Annotated in this window: 17 protein-coding genes; 9 read left to right on the forward strand and 8 right to left on the reverse strand. The window is 67.2% G+C overall.

Features of this window, described 5'->3' with window-relative positions:
* Complete coding sequence (gene glmS, locus ASE50_RS10985; RefSeq protein ID WP_056400005.1) at nucleotides 1–1,824, forward strand: glutamine--fructose-6-phosphate transaminase (isomerizing); 1,824 nt, start codon at nucleotides 1–3, stop codon at nucleotides 1,822–1,824.
* A gap of 157 nt (nucleotides 1,825–1,981) precedes the next feature.
* Here the strand turns inward: glmS and ASE50_RS10990 are convergent, their stop codons facing one another.
* Nucleotides 1,982–2,866, reverse strand: a complete 885-nt coding sequence (locus tag ASE50_RS10990; protein ID WP_056400008.1) for a glycosyltransferase family 2 protein — start codon at nucleotides 2,864–2,866, stop codon at nucleotides 1,982–1,984.
* A gap of 7 nt (nucleotides 2,867–2,873) precedes the next feature.
* On the reverse strand, nucleotides 2,874–3,896 hold the full coding sequence (locus ASE50_RS10995; protein WP_056400015.1) for a polysaccharide pyruvyl transferase family protein: 1,023 nt from the start codon (nucleotides 3,894–3,896) through the stop codon (nucleotides 2,874–2,876).
* Nucleotides 3,897–4,259: 363 nt separating this feature from the next.
* Between ASE50_RS10995 and ASE50_RS11000 the strand changes: the two genes are divergently transcribed.
* Nucleotides 4,260–5,528, forward strand: coding sequence for a PQQ-dependent sugar dehydrogenase (locus ASE50_RS11000; protein ID WP_156347399.1), 1,269 nt, complete (start codon nucleotides 4,260–4,262; stop codon nucleotides 5,526–5,528).
* Nucleotides 5,529–5,670: 142 nt separating this feature from the next.
* On the opposite strand, the gene ASE50_RS11005 is transcribed toward ASE50_RS11000, so the two are convergent.
* Complete coding sequence (locus ASE50_RS11005) at nucleotides 5,671–6,426, reverse strand: DeoR/GlpR family DNA-binding transcription regulator (protein WP_056400077.1); 756 nt, start codon at nucleotides 6,424–6,426, stop codon at nucleotides 5,671–5,673.
* Nucleotides 6,427–6,631: 205 nt separating this feature from the next.
* Between ASE50_RS11005 and ASE50_RS11010 the strand changes: the two genes are divergently transcribed.
* The 4 genes from ASE50_RS11010 to ASE50_RS11025 all read left to right on the forward strand — a co-directional run bounded on the left by ASE50_RS11010 (nucleotide 6,632) and on the right by ASE50_RS11025 (nucleotide 11,649).
* Entirely contained in the window at nucleotides 6,632–9,445 is a 2,814-nt protein-coding gene (locus ASE50_RS11010) for a TonB-dependent receptor (RefSeq protein WP_056400027.1), read from the forward strand.
* A gap of 215 nt (nucleotides 9,446–9,660) precedes the next feature.
* Nucleotides 9,661–10,824, forward strand: a complete 1,164-nt coding sequence (locus ASE50_RS11015; protein WP_056400030.1) for a histidine-type phosphatase — start codon at nucleotides 9,661–9,663, stop codon at nucleotides 10,822–10,824.
* A 13-nt stretch (nucleotides 10,825–10,837) separates the two neighbouring features.
* The gene (locus tag ASE50_RS11020) at nucleotides 10,838–11,362 is read left to right on the forward strand and encodes a gamma carbonic anhydrase family protein (RefSeq protein WP_056400035.1); all 525 of its coding nucleotides are present in this window, start codon (nucleotides 10,838–10,840) and stop codon (nucleotides 11,360–11,362) included.
* Nucleotides 11,359–11,649 carry a YdeI/OmpD-associated family protein gene (locus ASE50_RS11025; RefSeq protein ID WP_056400041.1) on the forward strand — a complete coding sequence of 97 codons (291 nt, stop codon included), beginning with the start codon at nucleotides 11,359–11,361 and terminating at the stop codon, nucleotides 11,647–11,649. Before ASE50_RS11020 ends, ASE50_RS11025 begins: the two co-directional genes overlap by 4 nt.
* A gap of 217 nt (nucleotides 11,650–11,866) precedes the next feature.
* Here the strand turns inward: ASE50_RS11025 and ASE50_RS11030 are convergent, their stop codons facing one another.
* Nucleotides 11,867–13,360, reverse strand: coding sequence for a UxaA family hydrolase (locus ASE50_RS11030; RefSeq protein ID WP_056400078.1), 1,494 nt, complete (start codon nucleotides 13,358–13,360; stop codon nucleotides 11,867–11,869).
* Between the two features lie 69 nt (nucleotides 13,361–13,429).
* On the opposite strand from ASE50_RS11030, the gene uxaC reads away from it, so the two are divergent.
* Nucleotides 13,430–14,839, forward strand: a complete 1,410-nt coding sequence (uxaC, locus tag ASE50_RS11035; protein WP_056400045.1) for a glucuronate isomerase — start codon at nucleotides 13,430–13,432, stop codon at nucleotides 14,837–14,839.
* The gene (locus ASE50_RS11040; RefSeq protein WP_056400051.1) at nucleotides 14,836–16,251 is read left to right on the forward strand and encodes a mannitol dehydrogenase family protein; all 1,416 of its coding nucleotides are present in this window, start codon (nucleotides 14,836–14,838) and stop codon (nucleotides 16,249–16,251) included. The genes uxaC and ASE50_RS11040 overlap by 4 nt, the downstream gene beginning before the upstream one ends.
* Before the next feature lie 264 nt (nucleotides 16,252–16,515).
* Here the strand turns inward: ASE50_RS11040 and ogt are convergent, their stop codons facing one another.
* Entirely contained in the window at nucleotides 16,516–17,031 is a 516-nt protein-coding gene (gene ogt / locus ASE50_RS11045; protein WP_056400056.1) for a methylated-DNA--[protein]-cysteine S-methyltransferase, read from the reverse strand.
* On the opposite strand from ogt, the gene ASE50_RS18285 reads away from it, so the two are divergent.
* Nucleotides 17,030–17,914, forward strand: a complete 885-nt coding sequence (locus ASE50_RS18285; protein ID WP_082438975.1) for a bifunctional transcriptional activator/DNA repair enzyme AdaA — start codon at nucleotides 17,030–17,032, stop codon at nucleotides 17,912–17,914. The two genes, ogt and ASE50_RS18285, sit on opposite strands and share 2 nt — an antisense overlap.
* A gap of 357 nt (nucleotides 17,915–18,271) precedes the next feature.
* Here ASE50_RS18285 and ASE50_RS11055 read toward each other — a convergent pair whose 3' ends face one another.
* The 3 genes from ASE50_RS11055 to ASE50_RS11065 are packed head-to-tail and all read right to left on the reverse strand — an operon-like array spanning nucleotide 18,272 to nucleotide 22,706.
* Nucleotides 18,272–20,281 carry a M3 family metallopeptidase gene (locus ASE50_RS11055; protein ID WP_056400059.1) on the reverse strand — a complete coding sequence of 670 codons (2,010 nt, stop codon included), beginning with the start codon at nucleotides 20,279–20,281 and terminating at the stop codon, nucleotides 18,272–18,274.
* A complete protein-coding gene (locus ASE50_RS11060) occupies nucleotides 20,275–21,627 on the reverse strand; it encodes an L-serine ammonia-lyase (RefSeq protein WP_156347400.1) in 1,353 nt (450 codons plus the stop codon). The genes ASE50_RS11055 and ASE50_RS11060 overlap by 7 nt, the downstream gene beginning before the upstream one ends.
* The gene (locus tag ASE50_RS11065) at nucleotides 21,624–22,706 is read right to left on the reverse strand and encodes a PLP-dependent cysteine synthase family protein (RefSeq protein ID WP_235512299.1); all 1,083 of its coding nucleotides are present in this window, start codon (nucleotides 22,704–22,706) and stop codon (nucleotides 21,624–21,626) included. The genes ASE50_RS11060 and ASE50_RS11065 overlap by 4 nt, the downstream gene beginning before the upstream one ends.
* Between the last annotated feature and the right edge of the window lie 428 nt (nucleotides 22,707–23,134).

The following is a 23,134-nucleotide window of genomic DNA, read 5'->3' on the forward strand; positions in this document are numbered from 1 at the left end:
ATGTGTGGAATTGTTGGCATCATCGGCACCGACAGCGTCGCCGACCGGCTGCTCGATGGGCTCAAGCGCCTCGAATATCGCGGCTATGACTCGGCGGGCATCGCCACCGTGGAGGGTGGCGCGATCGAGCGTCGCCGGGCGTCGGGCAAGCTCAAGAACCTCGCCACCGAGCTGGCCGCGCACCCGTTGCCGGGCGATGTCGGCATCGCCCACACTCGCTGGGCGACGCATGGCGGGCCGACCACCAACAACGCCCACCCCCATGCGACCGGCGAGGTCGCGGTCGTCCACAACGGCATCATCGAAAACTTCAAGCCGCTGCGCGAGGAACTGACCGCGCGCGGCAGGGTGTTCACCAGTGAGACCGATACCGAGGTCGTCGCCCATCTGGTCAGCGAACAGGTCGAGGCCGGATTGTCCCCCGCCGATGCGGTCAAGGCGATCCTGCCGCGCCTGCACGGTGCCTTCGCGCTCGCCATCCTGTTTCGCCAGCATCCCGACCTGCTGATCGGGGCGCGCCTCGGTTCACCGCTGGTCGTCGGCTATGGCGACGACGAGGTGTATCTCGGCTCCGACGCGCTGGCGCTGGCCCCGCTGACCCAGCGTATCGCGTATCTGGAAGAGGGCGACTGGGTCGTCTGCCGCCGTGACGGCACCGAGATCTTCGATCGCGACAACAACCCCGTCGATCGCCCGGTCACGCTGTCGGGCGTCACCGGCGCGCTGATCGACAAGGGCAATCACCGCCATTTCATGCAGAAGGAGATTTACGAGCAGCCGATCGTCGTCGCGCAGACGCTGCGCGGCTATCTCCAGCGGTTCGAAGGGCGCGTGTCGCTGCCCATTCCCGATTTCGACCTGTCGGGGATCAAGCGCGTCACCATCGTCGCCTGCGGCACCAGCTTCTATGCCGGCATGGTCGCCAAATACTGGTTCGAACAATTCGCCCGCGTGCCGGTCGATTTGGACGTCGCATCCGAGTTCCGCTACCGCGCGCCGGTGATGGAGGAGGGCGGCCTCGCCCTGTTCATCAGCCAGTCGGGCGAGACCGCCGACACGCTCGCCGCGCTGCGCCATGCCAAGGGCGAGGGGCAGACGATCGCCGTCGTCGTCAACGTGCCGACCAGCACCATGGCGCGCGAGGCCGACCTGTTACTGCCGACCCATGCCGGACCGGAAATCGGCGTCGCCTCGACCAAGGCGTTCACCTGTCAGCTCGCCGTGCTCGCCGCATTGGCCGCGAACCTCGCCAAGGCCAAGGGGCGGCTGAGCGAGGCCGAGGAACGCAGCATCGTCCGCCATCTGGCCGAGGCTCCCGCATCGATCAACGGCGCGCTCGCCTATGACGAAGCGATCGAGTCGATGGCCGGCGTCATCGCGGCGGCGCGCGACGTGCTGTATCTGGGGCGCGGCACCGATTATCCGCTGGCGCTGGAAGGGGCGCTGAAGCTGAAGGAAATCAGCTACATCCATGCCGAGGGCTATGCCGCCGGCGAGATGAAGCACGGGCCGATCGCGCTGATCGACGAACATGTGCCGGTGATCGTCATCGCGCCGTCGGGGCCGCTGTTCGACAAGACCGTCAGCAACATGCAGGAAGTGCAGGCGCGCGGGGGCAAGGTCGTGCTGATCTCCGACTATGACGGCATCCAGGCGGCGGGCGAAAACTGCATCGCCACCATCACCATGCCCAAGGTCCACCCGCTGATCGCGCCGATCGTCTATGCGGTCCCGGTGCAGTTGCTGGCATACCATGTCGCGGTCGCGAAGGGGACGGACGTCGATCAGCCGCGTAATCTGGCGAAGAGCGTTACGGTGGAGTGACCCCCAAATCCTCCCCATGCTGCGCATGGGGAGGGGAACCGCCGCGAAGCGGTGGTGGAGGGACAGGCCCCAAACGTAACGTTGGCGTGCGCCGCCTCACCCCTCCACCAGCCTGCGGCTGGTCCCCCTCCCCACGATGTGGGGAGGATTTACAGGGTCAGCCCTTGTGGCGGAAATACGCCGCGAAGCCGCGCACCTGATGCTTCAGCTTCAATAAATCGCGGTTCTTGATCAGGTCGTGCTGCGATTTGCCCAGCACGTCGCGCAGCGCGGCGCGGACGCTTTCGACCATCCAGCTGCGCACCCGCTTCTGCCCCAGATGCTTGGCGAACAGCGCGCCATTGCCGAAGCCGTAGCCGCGGTACATCTTGCGCGCCGCGTCCAGCCCGCGCCGGCCGTGATAATGATCCACGCGGAACGTCGGATCGTACAGGATCGGAATGCCCAGATCCTGCGCGCGCACCAGATAATCGGTGTCGTCGGACCCGACGAATGCCGCGCCCGCGCCGAAGCGTTCGTCGAACTTGCCGATCCGCTGCGCAACCGCGCGCTGCATCGTGAAGTTCGCGCCGATGATGAAGCCGCTCGGCATCGCCGTCGGTCCCAGTTCGGCAGGATTGACGGCGCGCTTGGTCGTGAACGGAATGTCGCGCGGATCGCCTAAGCCCACCATGCCGCCGCGGATCACCTCGCGCGGGTCCTTGGCATAGGCGGCGCGGACGTGTTCGAAATAATCGGGTTCCAGCGTGCAGTCGTCGTCGGTCATGACGATGATCCGCCCGCGCGCCGCGGCCAGCCCGGCGTTGCGTGCGCACGACAGCCCGCGCCGTTCCTCGACCACGATCCGCACCGGCACCGCCTGCTGCGCGGCCCAGCGTTCCATCACCTGCTGTGTATCGTCGGTCGACCCGTTGTTGACGAGCACGACCTCGACCGATTGCTGCGCGCGCCCGACCGCGATGCCGAGCGCGTCGAGCGCCAGCGGCAGCTGTGCGGCACGGTTCAGCGTGCAGATGATGACACTGAATTCCGGGTCGGTCATGGCGTCCTCAGTTTCCGACTTGTTTCAGCAGGTCGACGGCCTGCGGTGCCGAGGTCGCCTGACGCGCGATGCGCAAGCCCTTGGTCCAGGCATCGGCATAGCGGCCGATCTTGCCGTAGGAATTGTCGAGATAGACATGCGGAATGTCGAGCAGCGTGCACATGATATGACCGTGCAGCCGGTCGGTGATGACCTTGCGCCCGTCGCTCAAGACGCGCGCACCGCGATCGAACCGCTGGTTGGCGAGGTAGTTGTAGACCGAAACCTGCCGCTTGCTCTTGGTCAACGCCCCCGTCGCGATCGCGCGGGCGTTCGCGAACCGGCGCTGCCACGTCCGCGATTTGGGCGATTCCGCCCGCCAGTCGGCTTCGCGCGCATTCGGGATGCTCTGCAACAGGGTGGCGTCGAGGTTCACCTTTTCCTTGTCGGTGCGCAGCAGCATGACGACATCATGGGTCGGCGTCGCCGGGCGCGGCAACAGGCCGATCCCGAACGCCGCGTCGGGAACCAGCGTCGGGGACAGGCCGAGCCGTTCCTGCGCAAAGGTGACGCTGTGACGATCGCGGACCATCAGGTGGAAATCGGGGTGCGCACCGAAGGAATCGACGCACTGCTGGATGGCCGTATCGTCCTGAAACTGGATCGACTGCGGCGCCTGTACCAGTCGCCGATCGGTGAAGATGCGCGCCATCTTTTCGCGGAACTGCTGGTGCCGCGGCCACACGTCGCCGAAATTCCCGCCGCCATGCAGGAAGATCGGCCCGGTCGGTGCCGCGCGTCGCAACGCGGCGGCGTCGAACCGCGCGAGGCTGGCGACATAGCTGGGATCGCGACCGGTCAGTTCGCGCAGGACGGACAGCTCCCCGAGATAGATCGCGCTGTCGCCGACATTGCCGTGATCGGGGAAGTCGATGATGGCGTAGGAATCGCCCCGGCTGACATGCTTGCCGAACTCGGTCATCAGCAATGCGCGCTGTGCGGCAATGACGCTTTCCGTCGAGCGCGAGGTCTCGGTACCGTGTTCGCTCATACGTCCCCCATGATGATCAGGCGCGCATGATCGGGTTCGGCCGAAGAGTCAATTGAACAACCAACCATGTTTAATCCCCGAACGGGAAGTTGGCGTGGTGCGCAGGTAATTCCGCCTTGCGACCCGCGCGGTGATTTGGGGGCGGTGCAGGATGTTCATGCGCGACCGATCGCTGCTCTGCGCCCGTCACGTCCAATCTTCCCCGGCTCGCGAAGTGCGTCGACGGCACGCCGGCGACCGCTACGCCTCCCGCCGCGTAGCGGGGAGGAATGTCACCGTACCGAACGCGTATCTTTTCGTTGCTGACGGACCCCATGCGCCGGCGCTGCGGTTGTCGCGATGATGACAGTTTGGGGATTTGCGATGAAGTTCCGCAATATAGGCGCGGTGGCGCTGGCGTTGGTGTCGAATGCAGCGATGGCGCAGACGCCGCAAAAGGCCATTCCCGGGCTGAAGGAAACCGATCCGCCTTATGCGACCGAATCGGTGGTCCATCACCCGGTCACCATCGGTTGGCCCGATGGCCGCACCCCGACCGCGCCGCGCGGGTGGCAGGTGGTGAAGTTCGCCGGTGGCCTCGACTATCCGCGGCAGGCGTTGTTGCTGCCCAATGGCGACGTGCTGGTTTCCGAAGCGCGCACCAAGCCCAAGCTGGACGCCGACCCCGAAGTCGCGCGCGGACAGGCGCTGTCGAAGACCACGGGCTACAGCGCCAACCGCATCACCCTGCTGCGCGATGCGAATCGCGACGGCATCGCCGAACAACGTTTCGTGCTGCGCGAGGGGCTGAACCAGCCGTTCGGGATGCAATATGTCGGCGGGCGGCTCTATGTCGCCAATACCGATGCGGTGGTCAGCTTTCCCTATCAACTGGGCAGCACCAGCATCACCGCGCCCCCACGCACCCATGTCACGCTGCCGGCGGGCGGGTACAACAACCACTGGACCCGCAATCTGCTGGCCAGCCCCGACGGGCGCACGCTGTATGTCTCGGTCGGGTCGGCATCGAATGTCGGCGAATATGGCATGGACGAGGAAAAGCGCCGCGCCGCGATCCTCGCCATCGACCTGTCGACCGGGCGCGAGCGGCTCTATGCATCGGGCCTGCGCAATCCGGTCGGCATGGATTTCGTCCCCGGCACATCGACCCTGTGGACCGCCGTCAACGAGCGCGACGAGATCGGCGACGACATCTCGCCCGACTATCTGGTCGGGGTGCGTGAGGGCGGCTTCTATGGCTGGCCGTACAGCTATTACGGCAAGCAGGACCCGCGCCATGCCAACGAAAAGCGCGAATTGCTGGGCACCACCTTGCTGCCCGACGTCGCGGTCGGTGCCCATGCCGCCGCCCTCGGCATCGGGTTCGCGAAACAGGGCGCACCGACCGCCTATGTCGCGCGCCACGGGTCGTGGAACCGGTCGAGCTTCAACGGGTATGACGTGCTCGCGGTCCCCTTCGCCAATGGCCGCCCGGCCGGCGATCCGCAGCCGTTCCTGACCGGCTTCGTGGCGGACGCGAAGAAGGGCACCGTCCATGGCCGCCCGGTCAGCATCCAGACGCGGGCCGACGGCGCGATCTTCGTGGTCGACGATGCGGGGGATACGGTGTGGCTGGTGCGGCGGACGGGGTGAGGGCAGTCACCCTTTCAACGCAAACGTCGCCCCAGCGAAGGCTGGGGCATCTTGCGGCTCCTACCTCGCGCTATCACCGGGAGATCCCAGCCTGCGCCGGGATGACGTCCGATGAGAAGGCGCATGGACCAGGCGATGAATTTCACGCCACGATCCACTCCACGCCGGTCGTGGCCGCCGCATAGTCCGCGTCGCACGCCCGGTCGCTGACGATCCGGTCGACCTCGGCGAACGACGCCACCGCGACCACGCTCGCCCGGTCGAATTTCGACGCGTCGACCGCCATCGTCACCCGCCGCGACTGGCCGATCATCTGCCGGCACAATTCGCCCTCGCCGATATGATAGTCGGTGAACCCCGCGTCGCGGTCGACCGATTCGGTCGACACGATCGCCATGCCGGGCCGGAATTGCGCCAGATACGCCCGCGCCGTCGCGTCGAAGAACGCACGGTAGCGATCGTCGAGCTCGCCGCCCGCCAGATACAGCCGGTTGCCGTTGCGCCCGCCCAGTTCGGCGGCGACGCCCAGCGCGTTGGTGACGATGGTCAGGTCGCGCTTGCCCTTCAGCGCCTGCGCGATGTGGAACGCGGTCGAACTGGCGTCGAGGTAGAGCGATTCGCCGTCGGCCACCACCTGCGCCACCGCGGCGGCGATGCGTTGCTTAGGCACGGCATTGCGGTGCAGCCGCGCCTCGAACGGTCCTTCCTCGACCGACTTGGCCAGCCGCGCCCCGCCATGGATACGCTCGATCAGGCCATCGGCCTCCAGCAGCCGCAATTCGCGGCGCACGGTTTCGTCCGAGACCGCCAGCACATCGGCCAGCCCGTGGATGCCCATCGCCTCTCCCTGCGCCAGCAGGTCGAGGATTTCCTGGCGGCGGTCGCGGCGCTTCATCATGGGGTGCAGCATATCGCCCAAACCGCCGACCGCAACTGTCGATCGACCGATATCCACACAATATCATCATGATTGTTCGATTTTTTCCCAAACCGGTCGTCAGTCCGTCATGATCCTGACCATATGTAACAAATTATACGTAATCGTACGGTAGGCGCGGCGTCGAACGGGGAACAACCCCGCATCCGATCCAAAGGGGAATTCCATGTTGTCGTCTTCGACGCTGCCGGCTCGCCGGTGGCGCGCTTCCGCGCTCGCCCTGTCCAGCGCTGTCACCGCCCTCGTCATCGCCGCGCTGCTGCCCGCGACCGCGCAGGCACAGGACGTGCCCGCTGCCGAACCCGCCGATCAGCAGACCGCCAGCGAGTCGCTGACCGACGACATCGTCGTCAACGGCCGTCGGCAGCGCACCGCGCTGATCGAGGAACAGTCGGCGATTGCGACGATCGACATCGTCACGACCGGCGATGTCGCCATCCACTCGCAGACCAGCATCGCCGACCTTGCCAAGATGCTGCCCGGCGTCTCGGTCAGCCGCGATCAGGGCCGCAACCAGAGCGCAACCGGCGAAGCGCAGTTCGCGACGATCCGCGGCTTCGACACCGGTTACAACGCCTACACCCTCGATGGCCTGCGCCTGCCGCAGACCTCGGGCAGCAACCGTGCGATCTCGCTCAACCTCTTCTCGCCCTTCGCGATCGGTGGCATCGTCGTCGACAAGACGCCGGGTGCCGCGCGTGATGCCGACGCCATCGCCGGCATCATCGACCTGCGCACCCCGACCGCGTTCGACTTCGCGCAAGGCTTCACCCGCGCCCGCGTGCTGGGGCAGGTCGCCGGCCTCGCGCTCGACCGCGAGCAGGAGGCGTTCGGCGGCGCGATCGGGCTGGACACCGCGCGGCGTTTCGGCAGCGATCACCAGTTCGGTGTGTATCTCGCCGGCTATTACGAGGAACGCGGCAACGCGGCGGAATCGACCGCGGTGCAGAACGCGTACCAGCCGACCAATTTTCCGACCAGCCTCGCCACGCTGACGTCGCGCGCCAATGCCGACGCGTTGTCGGCGGATGGCGTGCAGTGGAACTTCTACAACAACAAGATCAAACGCTACGGCGCGACCGGATCACTCGACTTCCGGGGCGAGGCGATCGATCTGTTCGGGCGCGTGAACTACGCGACCTATCTGAACACCAACACGATGAACCAGACCGCGCTTCGCAACGAAGTGAACGGGACGCAGTCGCGCAGCAACCCGGTACGGACGTTGCCCGACGGCAGCACGACCCGCAACTACAACGCCACCGGCATCTACAATCCCGAGGGCGTGAACCCGGCAAGCTACTTCCGTACCGAAGACATCGAACAGGAACTGTTCTCGGCACAGGTCGGGGCGAAGGCGCACTGGAACGGCTTCGCCGCCGCATTGGAAGGGGCCTATGCCGATGGCCGCTTCGATCAGCCGACCCGCATCGAGGCGGCGTTCCGTGGACAGGCGTATAACGGAGCGGCGGGCAACACCGGGACGGCAGTCGAAGGCGTTCGCGTCGACCTGTCCAACCCCCGGTCGCCACGCCCGATCCTGTCGGACGGTGCGACCAGCTATGTGTCGTCGCTCGATCGTCCGACCCAGCTTTATGTCCAGCGCGGCTACGACTATCTGACCGAAACCAAAAAGACGCTGAAGGGCAGCATCGGCTGGACCGGCGACAGCGTGCTGTCCTCGGTCGAGGTCGGCGGGCTGTACGAGGATTCGGACCGCACCGGGCGCAGCCTGGCACCCGACAATACCCGCTACCGCTTCCGCACCGTGTTGCAGAGCGGCACCGTGCAGGGGCCGTCGATCAACCAGTATCTCGGCTACGTCCTCACGGACTTCCTCGATTATTATCCGGCCCGCCCGATCAAGGTGCTGTCGCGTGCGCAGCTCGATGCGCAGGTCCGTGATTATGTGCCGCTGATCACCGTGTCGCAGACGACGCTGAATCAGGGGCTGCTGGATGGCCATGAACAGCGCAAGGCGCTGTACGGCACCGCGACGCTGAAGCTCGGCAGTCTCGAAGTGATGCCGGGTATCCGATACGAGGATAACGGTTTTCGTGCCCGCTACTTCCTCAGCGACGTGGGCGGTGCCCGCTTCATCAATGCCGGGCGGGACTACGACCATCTCGACCCCAGCCTGTTGGCAGCGTGGAAGCCCAGCGACCGGATCACCGTGCGTGCCGCCGCGCGGTCGAGCTATGCGCGCCCGTCCTTCGACCTGATCGCCGGTCCGACCCGGATCAGCGAGGCGAACAGCCAGGGCGTGGTCACGATCACCCAGCCCAATCCGGACCTGAAGCCGATACAGGCATGGAGCTACGACGCGGGTATCGATTTCTATGCCGGGGTCGGCCGCTATTTCCAGCTTGCCGCCTATTATAAGGATCTGCGCAACTTCGTCGTCACCACCGCATCGCGCAGCGCGAGCGAAAGGACCGGCAACATCGAATACATCCGCCCGATCAACGGCGGCGGCGGCAAGGCGAAGGGGGTCGAGGCATCGGGCCGCTTCACCGTCGGCGACATGGTCGACAGCAGCTTCCTCGGCAATTTCGGCGTGGGCGGGAACATCACCTACCAGCAGACCGAGGCGAGCTATGTCATCCCGCTGAACGGCGTGCGCACCACCCGCACCAGCGCGCTGCCGCAGGCACCGGACCTGATCTACAATGCCGAGGTCTTCTATGCCGGCGGCGGGTTCCGCACGAACCTGTGGTACAATTACACCGGCCGCATCCTTGCGGCGGTGCAGGACAGCCAGCCCGACATCTATGTCCAGCCGGTCGGCGAACTGAACTTCGGTGCGGCCTATGAAGTCACCGACAATCTCGAAATCGGCGTGTCGGCGCGCAACCTGCTCGACCAGCACACCTATTGGGCGACGGTGGGCAAGGGCGAGACCTATATCTCGAACGACCGCAACGGCGGCTATCTGAAGACCGGCCGAGTGTTCCAGTTCAGCCTGACGATGAAGATGTGAGCGGACGGGCGGTGACTTCCGGGTCGCCGCCAACCATCAACCTCATCCGAGTGAAGGCTACCCTGCCGCCGGCGGCCCCAGCTGCCGGGGCGACGGGCAGGATACTTAGCGTACCCCCGCGCAGGCGTGGGTCCAGAGCCACGAGCGAAACCGCTTGCCGCCCTGGACCCCCGCCTGCGCGGGGGTACGGACCTATCGAACCATCAGGACCGACCATGCGCCTCCCACTGCTTCTCGCTGCTGCGTTCACCTTCGCGTCTCCGGCTGCGGCCCGAGACCAACTCGACCGCGTCGTCGTGCTGATGCGCCACGGCGTTCGCGCTCCGATCGTCGGCGAAGCGCCTGCCGATACCAAGGTCGACGGCGAATGGCCCGCATGGCCGGTCGCGCCGGAATTTCTCACCCCCCACGGCGCGGCGGCGATCGCGCAACTCGCCCGCTACGACCGCCGCTGGCTGTCCGCTAAAGCCTGCCCGGCCCCCGGCAGCGTCCGCATCCGGACCAACACCGCCGAACGCACCATCGCCACCGGTCGCGCCTATGCCGACGCGCTCGCTCCCGGCTGCGCGCTGCTGGTCGATCACAATCCGGCCGGACAGGTCGACCCGCTGTTCGAACCGCTCCGCGCCGGCGCGACCGCGTTCGACGCGGACAAGGCAGTGGCGGCGATCGCCGCCTATACCGGCGGCGTCGACGCGCTGACCGCCCGTCATGCCGGGGCGATCCGCACCCTCGATCGCGTGCTGGGTTGCGGCCTGCCCGCCGGCTGCTCGACCCCGGGACCGGCGACGCTGAGGCCGAGCCGTGACGGACGCGGCATCGAGTTTACCGGGCCGATCCGCGCGACGTCGGGCACCGCGCAGGTGATCCTGCTGCAATATGCCGAGGGGATGCCGATGGCTGAGGTCAGCTTCGGTCGTGCCGATGCCGCGACGATCCGCCGGATCGGCACGCTCCACGCCGCGCTGTTCGACGTGTTCACCCGCGCGCCGTACATGGCCGCGCACCAGGCGGGACCGGTCGGCGCACACATGCTCGCCACCCTGACCGCCGCCGAGGCACCGCGTCTCGAAATGCTGGTCGGCCACGACACCAACGTCACCGCGCTCGGCGCGGCGCTCGGCGTCGACCTCGACGCGCCGGGCTTTGCGCGGGGCGACGTCGCCCCCGGCGGCGCGCTGGTGCTGAAGCGGTGGCGTGGGCGCAAAGGCCCCTATGTCACCATTTCCTACCGCGCGCAGCCGCTGGAGGCGATCCGGTCGGGCGCGGCGACGGTGGTCGAAACCCCGCTTGCCCTTCCCGGCTGCGCGATGCGCTGCCCGCTCGACCGCTTCGACAAACTGCTGCGCGCAAGGCTCGCCCCGGTCGTGGCGGGGTGATAGCATCGGCGGCATGCCTTGCTATGCGCTCGCCGATGCCGTCCCCGATCTGAGCCCCGACAGCTGGGTCGCGCCGTCCGCCGATGTGATCGGCGCGGTCCGGCTGGGGGCGGGGGCCAGCATCTGGTTCGGCGCAGTGGTGCGCGCCGACAATGGCGACATCCTCATCGGGGAGCGTAGCAACGTACAGGACGGTGCGGTCCTGCACAGCGATCCGCACGCGCCGCTGACGCTGGGGCAGGACTGCACGATCGGCCACCGCGCGGTGCTGCACGGCTGCAGCATCGGCGACCGCGTCCTGATCGGCATGGGCGCGACCGTGCTCAACCATGCGGTGGTCGCCGACGACTGCGTCGTCGGGGCCGGTGCGCTGGTGACCGAGGGGAAGAGCTTTCCACCGAACAGCCTGATCGTCGGTGCGCCTGCGCGGGCGGTCCGGACGCTGACCGACGAACAGCTGGCCGGACTGAAAGCGTCGGCGGCGGTCTATGTCGAGAAGGCGCGGCGGTATCGTCACGATCTGCGTCCGACCGCATGAAGCCCGGCACGGTCCATATCGTCCCCGACGATCTCGCCGCCGCCCTGACCGCCGGCGCAGCGATCGAGCCGCTATGGGATGCACTGACCCCGCTCGGCCGCAACGAGTATCTGTGCTGGATCGAGGATGCGAAGCAACCGGCCACCCGACAGCGCCGCATCGCCCGCACGATCGCCGAACTGGTCGAGGGCAAGAAACGCCCCTGTTGCTGGCCCGGCTGCATCCACCGCACCGACAAGGCTCCCGGTCGCTGGCAACAGGCGGTGCTGATCGACGGGAAGGCGTGATCCGGCCATCACCTTACCCTTGGGCTTGATCGAACCGCAGGCGAACGCCGTGCGCTTGAACCCAAGGCCACCGTACCCCCCGCGCAGGTGGGGGTCTAAAGCCAAGCAAAACAACCGCTTGCGATTGAGGCCCCTGGACCCCCGCCTGTGCGGGGTACGGTGGACTTGCGGTCCGGATGCTCGCTCCGGTGACGACCGGCCCGGCATCGCGCGCTCCCTACAGCGTAACCCCCGACTTCCAGATCCCGATCGCGCGTTCCTCGTTCACCTCGTTTCGCGCCGGCTCGCCCGAAGCCACCGCGACGATCTGCGCCAGCAGCGCATCCGCCGCCGCATCCTGCCCCTCGTCCAGCACCGTGCTGGCATCGAAGTCGATCCAGCCCGCCTTGCGCGTCGCCAGATCGCGGTTGGTCGCGATCTTCATCGTCGGTACCGGGCTGCCGAGTGGCGTCCCCCGTCCGGTCGAAAACAGCGTGATCGTCGCCCCCGCCGCCGCCAGTGCGGTCGTCGACACCGCGTCGTTGCCCGGTCCGTCGACCACCGACAGTCCGGCACGCCGCACCGGCTCACCATAATCGAGCACGTCGCAGACCGGGGCCAGGCCACCCTTCTGCACCGCGCCCAGCGACTTTTCCTCCAGCGTGGTGATCCCGCCCGCGATGTTGCCGGGACTCGGATTCTCCGACACCGGCTCGCCATGGTCGAGGAAATAGCGTTTGAAGCGGTTGGTTACCTCGACCAGCCGGTCGAACACCGCCTCATCAGCACAGCGCGCCATCAGCATCCGTTCCGCGCCGAAAATCTCGGGGATTTCGGTCATCAGCACCGTGCCGCCCGCCGCCGCGACGCGGTCGGTCATCCGCCCGATCAGCGGATTGGCGGTCAGCCCCGACATCGAATCCGATCCGCCGCACTTCACCCCCAACCGCAGTGCCGACAGCGGCACCGCCTGCCGCTTCGCCGTCGCCGCCTCGGCCAGTTCGTCGACCGCCGCCATCGCTTCGGCGAATTCATCGGCGCTCGCCTGCGCCCGCACCGTCCGCACTCGCGCCAGCACGTCGGCGGGCAGCCGCGCCAGCATCGCATCGAGCTGGTTCGATTCGCAGCCGAGGCCCAGCAGCACCACGCCCCCGGCATTGGGATTGCACGCCAGCGCGGCGAGGATCGCCCCGGTCCGGTTCAGGTCGTCGCCGAGCTGCGAACAGCCGAACGGATGGTTGAACGCATGGACCCCGTCGATCCGCCCGGCATGGCGCGGTCCCGCCTGCGCAGCGATCCGCTCGCCCAGCCGCCCGACACAGCCGACCGTCGGCAGCACCCAGATTTCGTTGCGGGTGCCGACGCTGCCATCGGCGCGGACATAGCCGGCAAAGCCCGGTTCCGCGCGTGGCTCGGGGGCGGGCGGCAGGGCAGGGGCGTAGCGATACGCATCCTCGCCGACCAACGCCGTCGCGACATTATGGACATGGACATGCTCGCCCGCCGCGATGGCACAGCGGGCGATGCCGATCGGACTGCGATAGCGCCGCACCGGTGCGCCGGCCGCAACGGCGCGCACCGCGATCTTGTGCCCGACCGCTATGTCGACGCGTGCCACCACACGCTCGTCATCGACCGCCACCACGTCCCCCGCCGCGACGGGATCGAGCAACAGGGCGACATCGTCGTCGCGATCGACGCGCACGGCACGGGCGGGGGAAACATCGAGCATTACACGGAAATAGGCCATTGCCACCGCTGGCACAATCCACGAAGAGACCGGGCACAAGGAGAACCGCGCATGGCTGCCCTGCTGCTGAACCCCGATCGCCTGTTCCCGGCCGATCCAACGACGCGCGGCATCGCGCGCGAGCTGTACGCCGCCGTCCGCGACCTGCCGATCGTCAGCCCGCACGGCCATACCGACCCGGCATGGTTCGCGACCGACCGGCCATGGATCAACGCGACCGAGCTGTTGCTGTCGCCCGACCATTATATCTTCCGCATGCTCTACAGTCAGGGCGTCGCGCTCGACGACCTCGCCGTGCCGCGCCGTGATGGCACCATCGTCGCCGACCCGCGCAAGGCGTGGGGACTGTTCGCCGCCAACCAGCATCTGTTCCGCGGCACCCCGTCACGCCTCTGGCTCGACCATGTGTTCGGCGCGGTATTCGGGTTCGACGAGGCGCTGACCGCCGCCAACGCCGATAGCTATTACGACCGGATCGGCGAATTGCTGGCGACCGACGCCTATCGCCCGCGCGCGCTGTTCGACCGCTTCGGCATCGAACTGATCGCCACCACCGAAGGGGCCGACGACCCGCTCGACCATCACCGCGCGATCCGGGAGAGCGGCTGGAGCGGGCGCGTCGTCACCGCCTATCGCCCCGACGCGGTGATCGACTGCGAACACGAAGCCTTTCGCCCCGCGCTCGCCAAATTCGCCGAGCTCACGGGGGAGGACGTCCATGACTGGACCGGCTATCTCGCCGCGCACCGCAAGCGCCGGCAAGACTTCATCGCCGCCGGCGCGACGTCGAGCGACCATGGCCACCCGACCGCCCGCACCGCCAACCTTTCCCCCGCCGAGTCGCAAGCCTTGTTCGCCAAGGTCATCGCCGGCACCGCCGACGCCGCCGATGCCGAGTTATTCCGCGCGCAGATGCTGACCGAAATGGCGCGCATGTCGATCGAGGACGGGCTGGTGATGCAGATCCACCCCGGATCGTTCCGCAACCATAATCGCGGCCTGTTCGAAGCGTTCGGCCGCGACAAGGGTGCCGATATCCCGACCCGCACTGATTATGTCGCCGCGTTGAAGCCGATGCTCGACGTGGTCGGCACCTCGACCGAACTGACCATCATCCTCTTCACGCTCGACGAATCGACCTATGCCCGCGAACTCGCCCCGCTGGCGGGCCATTATCCGTGCCTGAAGCTCGGCCCCGCATGGTGGTTCCATGATTCGCCCGAGGGGATGCGCCGCTTCCGCGAGATGACGACCGAGACCGCCGGCTTCTACAACACGGTCGGCTTCAACGACGATACCCGCGCCTTCCTGTCGATCCCGGCGCGCCACGACGTCGCCCGCCGCGTCGATTGCGGCTTCCTCGCCCGGCTGGTCGCCGAACACCGGCTGGACGAAGCCGACGCGCATGAGGTCGCGCACGACCTGACCTATGGCCTCGTCAAGCAGGCGTACAAGCTGTGAACCTGTCCAACCCGACCCTGAACGACCTGCCCGCCACGGTCGCCCGCCCGGCCTATGACCGCACCGCGCTGACCGCGGGCATCGTCCATATCGGCCCCGGCGCGTTCCACCGCGCGCATCAGGCGGCCTATGTCGACAGCATCCTTGGCGCAGACCCGCGTTGGGCGATCAGTGCGGTCGCGCTCAATTCGACCGGGGTCGCCGATGCGCTCGGGCCGCAGGATGGCCTTTACACACTGGCGCTGCTCGACCGCGAGACCCGCTACCGGGTGATCGGATCGATCACCGAATTGCTGACCGCGCACCGCCGCGACGCGGTGCTGTCGCGCATCGCCGCGCCGACCACCCGGCTGGTCACGACCACCGTCACTGAAAAGGGCTATCACCTCGACGGCACCGGCGCGCTCGATCTCGACCATCCGGCGATCGTTCGTGAACTGACCGGCGCGGAGCCATCGACGCTGTCGGGCTGGCTGGTCGCCGGTCTCGCCGCGCGCCGGGCGGCGGGGGGCGGGGCGATCACGTTGATGTCGTGCGACAATCTGGCGGACAACGGCCACCGCTTCCGCCGGTCGATCCGTGACCTCGCCGCCGCGCGCGATCCCGATCTGGCGGCGTGGATCGACGATCACGTCCGCTTCCCCTCGACGATGGTCGATTCGATCACGCCCGCGACCGATGACGCGCTGCGCGCATCGGTCCGCGCCGCCACCGGCGTCGACGATGCGTGGCCGATCCAGCGCGAAGGCTTCGCGCAATGGGTGATCGAGGATGATTTCGCCGGCGACCGCCCGCCGCTCGACCTCGCCGGGGTGCAGTTCACCCGCGACGTGCGCGGCTTCGAAAACGCCAAGCTGCGGCTGTTGAACGGCGCGCATTCGACGCTCGCCTATGTCGGGCTGCTGATGGGCCTCGCCACCGTCCGCGACGCGATGGCAAACCGGCCGCTTGCCGCCTTCGCCGAACGGCTGATGCGGCAGGACATTGCCCCCTCGATCCAGCCGCCCGCCGAAATGGACCTGTCGTCTTATATCGACGCGGTGCTGGCGCGTTTCGCCAACCCGGCGATCGCGCACCAACTGGCGCAGATCGCATGGGACGGCTCGCAAAAGCTGCCCTATCGTCTGTGCGACACGATCCGCGATGCGCGCGCGGCGGGGCGTCCGGTCGACCGGCTGGCGGTGCCGATCGCCGCATGGTTCCGCTTCCTCGAACTGCGCAAGGCGAGCGGTGAAAAGCTGGTCGATCCCCGCGCCGATGCGTTGCTGGCGCGGGCCGGGGAGCCGGCGGCCTTGCTGGCGATGCGCGATGTGTTCGGCGATCTGGGCGAGGATGCGGTGTTCGTGGCGGCGGTGGAGCGGGCCTATGCCGCGCTGGCACCGGGTTCGGATTTGGCGGCGGCGTTGGTCTGATCGGGTAGATTGGTTCACGCGAAGGCGCGAAGGTCGCGAAGAGAAGAAGATAGATGTTCGCGCGGAGGCGCAGAGGCGCTGAGGGGTTTCGTTCCGGGCGATCGGCGCGCGACCGGGAGACCTATCGTCCTTGGCAGCTAATGTTGAAGCCGCTGATGCGGTGGACGCTGCATCGAGCGCAACCCCTCCGCGCCTCTGCGCCTCTGCGCGAAATCCTATCTTCTTCCCTTCACGACCTTCGCGCCATCGCGTGAACCAGAAATCCTAAACCAGCCCGACCCCCTCATGCGCCAGCAACCATCGCTTGCGCTCCAGCCCGCCGCCATACCCGGTAAGCGCCCCCGACCGTCCGATGATCCGGTGGCATGGCACGACGATCGCGATCGGGTTCGATCCATTGGCCAGCCCGACCGCGCGCACCGCGCTCGGCCGCCCGATCGCGGCGGCGATATCGACATAGGCGACCGTCCGCCCCGCGCCGACATCGCGCAACGCCTGCCACACCGAACGCTGAAAGTCGGTCCCGCCCGTCGCGGTCGGCAGCCCGTCGATCGCCGCCACGTCGCCCGCGAAATAGGCGGTCATCGCCCGCATCGCGTCGCTGGTCCGCACCGCCGGCACGACCCGCCACCCGCCCGGCCGATAGTGCAGCCGCAACAGCCGTTCCATCCGCGCACCGAAATCCTCGAACTCCAGCACCCGCAACACCCCGTCGCCATCGGTCAGGATAGTGATCGTGCCGACCGGGCTGGGCAGCAATTCCTCATACAGCGTCATCATGCCGGCAATCTGGCCCGGCGTTCGACCGACTGCCAGCGGAAACCGGACACGACGCTACGCCCATGTCCGTTTTCCGCTAGTCGCGCTGCGCAGCGGCGATAAGGTCGCCGCCATGCTCGACCCCGACCATTGCTATGCCGCGATCGAACGCCGCGATCCGACGCAGGACGGGCTGTTCTTCACTGCCGTCCACACGACGCGCATCTATTGCCGCCCGGTCTGCCCGGCGCGCACGCCGATCCGCGACAACGTCACCTTCTACGCCAGCGCGGCGGCGGCGCAGGCGGCGGGCTATCGACCGTGTCTGCGCTGCCGGCCCGAAACCGCGCCCGACAGTCCGGCATGGGCCGGTACGCTCGCCTCGATCCACCGTGCGCTCCGCCTGATCGACGACGGCGCGCTGGCGGAAGGGAGCGTCGCCGCGCTGGCCGATCGGCTGGGGATGAGCGACCGCCATCTGCGCCGGCTGTTCGTCGAACATCTGGGGCTGACCCCCCTCGCGATCGAGGCGACCCGCCGCCTCCACCTCGCCAAGCATCTGGTCCACGACACCCGCCTGCCGCTGACCGACATCGCCTTCGCCGCCGGCTATGGCAGCGTCCGCCGCTTCAACGAGGCTTTCCAGTCCGCCTTCGCCCGCGCTCCCTCGGCGCTTCGCCGCGAAGGTACGCTTCCCGATCCAGCCGCGCCGATCACGGTCACCATCGCCCACCGCCCCGATTTCGTGCCCGACGCTCCGATCGCGGTCGACCTGCCCGAAGGCCAAGCCGAAGTGACGCCGGGCAGGGGGCGGACCCTGCGCATCACCCTGACCGACGTCCCGATCCCGGAGCTGGGCCGCGCCATCGCCGCCGCCAAACGCGCGGTGTTCGCTGAGAATTGAAAACACTGTCCTACAGGCGCGCGGGCAGGCAGGATCGCTGCCGTTCTTTCTCATTCCTGTTTTTCACGCGAAGGCGCGAAGGCGCGAAGGTAGAAAATTAGGGGTTCGCGCGGAGCCGCGGAGACGCGGAGGAGGTGCGCTTGCTGCAACCTCCCCCGCGCCAGCGGCCTCATCCCACGGTATCAGCGAGCGCGACGTCTCCCGATTGCGAACGATTTGCAACAATCGCAACCCTCCGCGTCTCCGCGCCTCCGCGTGAAAACGACCTTCTTCTTCGTGCCTTAGCGCCTTCGCGCGAACCAAAACCGACCAGCACCAAAACGCGGGCGAGTGTGACTTTTGTGACCTTTGACCCGGTCAAACCAACCCATGCCGCGCCAGCATGGCCGCCGGATCGGGATCGCGCCCGCGAAACGCCCGGAACAGTTCGATCGCGGGCCGCACCGCGCCCTGGCTCAACACCGTCTCGCGCAATCGGTCGCCGGTCGCCCGGTCGACCGTCCCCGCCTCGACGAACGCGGCAAAGCCGTCCGCCGCCAGCAGCTCCGCCCAAAGATAGCTGTAATATCCCGCCGCATAGCCCCCGGCGAAGATATGCGAAAAGGCATGGGGGAAGCGATGCCATGCCGGCGGCCGCACCACCGACACTTCGTCGCGCACCGCCTCGATCACCGCGATCGGGTCGTCGCCTTGCGTGCCGAGGTGCAGCAACAGGTCGAACATCGCGAACTCGATCTGCCGCAACAGGAACATGCCCGACCCGAAGCGCCGCGCCGCCAGCATCCGCTCGAACAGGTCGCCCGGCAGCGGCTCGCCGGTTTCGACATGGCCCGACATCGCCGACAGCACCGACGGCTCCCATGCGAAATCCTCCAGCAACTGGCTCGGCAACTCGACCGCGTCCCATTCGAACCCGGTCGTGCCCGCAATGTCCGGTCGCGGCACGCGGGTGAACAAATGGTGCAGGCAATGCCCCGTCTCATGCAGCAGCGTGACGACGTCGTCATGGCTGAGCAGCGGCGTCGCCCCCCCGGTCGGCGCGAAGTTGCAGACCATATAGGCGACCGGGATGCCGTCCGCCGGATCGGCGCGATAGGGCCGGGCAGGGGCCATCCACGCGCCGCCCTTCTTTCCCGCCCGCGCATGCAGGTCGAGATAGAGGCCGGCGAACACCCCGTTGCCGTCGGCGACATCGTAATAATACGCATCGGGATGATAGGTCGCGACGTCGCTCCGCTTGGTCAGCGTCAGCCCGAACAACTGGTCCAGCAGCTCGCGCCACCCGCCAAGCACCCGGTCGACCGGGAAATATTGCTTCACCACCGACTGGTCGATGGCATGGGCATGCCGCTTCAGCCGGTCGCTTACGAAGCCGATGTCCCACGGTTGCAGGTCGGCGATGCCCAGATGCTCGGCGGCAAAGCCGCGCAGTTCCGCCATCTCCGCCTCGGCATGCGGCCGCGCCCGCTTGGCGAGGTCGCGCAGGAACGCCAGCACTTCCGCCACATCCGGTGCCATCTTGGTGCTCAGCGACCGCGCGACCGGATCGGTGAAGCCCAGCAGCGTCGCCGCCTCGTGCCGCAGCGACAGGATGCGGCGGATGCGGTCGCCATTGTCGAACTTGCCCGCGTCCGGCCCCTGATCCGACGCGCGTGTGCCAAAGGCGCGATAGACCTCTGCCCGCAGGTCGCGATCCTCGGCAAAGGTCAGGACGGCGACGACGCTCGGCTGTTGCAGCGTCACGACCCAGCCTTCCAGCTCGCGTGCCGTTGCCGCCGCCGCCATCATCGCTTGATCCGCGTCCGACAATCCGGTCAGCCGCGCTGGATCGGTGACGTGCAGCGTCCACGCATCGGTCGCGTCGAGCACCGCGCTGGCGAATGCGGTCTGGAGCGCCGACAATTCGGTCGCGACCTCCTTGAACCGCGCGCGATCGGCATCGTCCAGCGCGACGCCGGCCAGCGTGCGGTCGCGGATCGACCGTTCGACCGCCATCCGGTCGGCATCGTCCAGCTCGGCGAATTCGGGCGCGACCGCCAGCGTCCGCAGCGTGTCGAACATCGCCCGGTCTTGCTGCGCCGCGATCCCGCGCGCGGTCAGCACCGCCTGTCCCGCCGCATGTGCCTCGCGCAATTCGGGCGTGTCGGCGACAGCATGCAGGTGCCAGACGGTCGACCAGAAATCGTCGATCGCGACGTCCGCCGACTCGACCGGCAACCACGTCTCGGCAAAGCCGGGGCGCGCCGCCTTGGCCTGTTCGGCAACGGCATCGCGCTCGGCCAGCAGCGTGTCGAGCGTGGGTGCGATCACGGTCGGGGTGATCGCGGCGAAATCGGGAAGCTGGGACAAGTGTAAATCCTTCAACATTCGACGACATTGACCGCCAGGCCGCCCTGGCTGGTCTCCTTGTACTGGCTCTTCATATCCTCGCCGGTCTGGCGCATCGTCTCGATCACCTGATCGAGGCTGACGATGTGGCGACCATCGCCGTGCAGCGCCAGATAGGCGGCGTTGATCGCCTTGATCGCGCCCATCGTATTGCGCTCGATACACGGGATCTGCACCAGCCCACCGATCGGATCGCAGGTCAGGCCCAGATTATGCTCCATGCCGATCTCGGCGGCATTCTCGACCTGTGCCGGCGTCGCGCCAAGGGCCGCGGCAAGCCCAGCGGCGGCCATCGAACAGGCGACGCCGACCTCGCCCTGACATCCCATCTCGGCCGCAGAGATCGACGCGTTCTGCTTGTAGAGAAACCCGATCGCCGCCGCCGTCATCAACAGCGCCTGCGCCCCGGCACGGGTCGATCCATGGACGAACGTCTCGTAATATTTGAGCACCGCCGGGATCACCCCCGCCGCGCCGTTGGTCGGCGCGGTGACCACGCGGCCGCCCGCCGCATTCTCTTCGTTGACGGCCAATGCCCATAGGCTGACCCATTCAAACACGACGCTGGGATCGGTGCGCGGCCCGCGTTCGAGCAGTTTCTCGCGAATCGCCCGCGCCCGCCGCTGCACCCGCAGGCCCCCGGGCAGTTCGCCGCGCCTGGTACAGCCGCGATCGATCGAGGCGAGCATCGCCGATCGCACCGCATTGAGGAAGCCGAGTGTCTCCGCCTCCGCCCGCCATGCGCTTTCGTTGGCAGCGACGATCTCGGCGATCGACTGGCGGGTGTCGGTGCAGAGCGTCAGCAGTTCCGCGCCGCTGGCAAAGGGATGGGGAAGCGTCAGGTTCAGCCGGGGCGGCGTCTCGCCCTCGGCCCGGATCGCGCCGCCGCCGATCGAATGATAGCGCCGCACGATCCGGCTGCCGTCGGCAAGGACGGCCATGAACGCCATCGTATTGGGATGGCCGGGCAGGAAGCCGGGATGGAAGACGATGTCGCGCGCCGGATCGAATGCGATCGGCCGTTTCCCCATAAGGTCGATCGAGCAGTCGGCGTAGATCGCGGCGACCATCGCCGTCACCGCATCGGGATCGACCCCTTCGGGCGTCGCACCCGCCAACCCCAGAAGGATCGCGACGTCGGTGGCATGGCCGCGACCGGTCAGCGACAGCGATCCATAGAGGTCGCACAGGACCCGTTCGGGCGCGATGCCGTCTTCCTCCAGCATCGTCGCAAAGGCGTGGGCGGCGCGCATCGGTCCGACGGTGTGCGAGCTCGATGGCCCGATTCCGATCGTGAACAGATCGGTGATGCTGAGCGGGGTCATGCCGGATGGCCGAGCAACGCCGCGAACCGCGTCGCCGCCGGCCGCCAGTCGATGGCACGCGCCGCCAGCCAGTCGTTGTCATAATAGGTATCGCCGTAGCGCAGCCCCGAATCGCACAGGATCGTCACGACCGATCCCCGCTGCCCCGCCGCCGCCATTTCCGCGATCAGCGTGGCGCAGGCGACGATATTGGTCCCGGTCGATCCGCCGACCGGCCGCCCGAGCCGCGCGCTGATCGCCCGCATCGCGCCGATACTGTCGGCATCGTCGACGGCGATCATCCGGTCGATGACGGCGGGCACGAAACTCGCCTCGACCCGCGGCCGTCCGATGCCTTCGATGCACGAACATTCGCCTTCGACCGTATGGATCGTCGGGTCGGCATAATGGCGGTGAAAGACCGATGCCGCCGGATCGGCCACGCACAGCCGCGTCGCATGCCGACCATAGCGGATGAAGCGGCCCAACGTCGCCGACGTGCCGCCGGTCCCGGCCCCGCACACGATCCAGCTCGGCTCGGGCGAATCCTCCTTCGCCATCTGGGCAAAAATCGATTCGGCGATGTTGTTGTTGCCCCGCCAGTCGGTGGCACGCTCGGCATAGGTGAACTGGTCCAGATAATGGCCGCCGCTGGCGTCGGCCAATGCCTGTGCCGCCGCATATACGTCGCGCGGATCATCGACGAAATGCACTTCGCCGCCCTGGAACCGGATCGCATCGATCTTCGCACTTGCGATGGTCCGCGGGACGACGGCAATGAACCGCAACCCGATCAACCGCGCGAAATAGGCTTCCGACACCGCGGTCGACCCGCTGGTCGCCTCGACCAATACCGTGTCCGGGCCGATCCATCCGTTGCACAGCCCGTACAGGATCAGCGAACGGGCGAGCCGATGCTTCAGGCTGCCGGACGGATGGACCGATTCGTCCTTCAGATAGAGGGTGATGCCCGGTGTGGCCGGCAGCTCGACACGGATCAGATGCGTATCCGCCGACCGGCAGAAATCGGCTTCCAACCGCCGGATCGCATCCAGCGTCCAGATGCGATCATGAGAAGGCGGCAAGGGAGCGGCGGTCAACGGGTTGATCCTCTCAAAAGATACTATCATCCGCCTTATGACGCTGTCGGTGGAGAGGGGGAAGGGCGCGCCGATATCGCCACAATCGCCCGGAAACGGCACGCTGGATCGCAAAATCACATGGAACCGGAAAAAATGCGAAAACGTTGTTGACGCCTTCTGAAGCCGCCCATATAAGCAGTTTCACCGGACGACGAGACGCTCTTCGCTTCTCCCGCCGGTCGCCTCGCTGATCTTCGGATCGTGCCGCTGACGCGGATAGCGAGTTGCTCTTTTTATCCGGGACCTGGTGCTGACCATATGGTTGGTGCCATGTGTTCCGGTCTCTCTATCGCCGGCTTGCTGGCGCTTCGACCTTAGGGGTTTGGAGCAGGGAGTGCTATTTGACATTGTTGATGTAGATGAAGGGACATGTGGGCGGCGGCTTG

Origin of the sequence: Sphingomonas sp. Leaf5 (genome assembly GCF_001421155.1) — a bacterium.
Lineage (GTDB): Bacteria > Pseudomonadota > Alphaproteobacteria > Sphingomonadales > Sphingomonadaceae > Sphingomonas.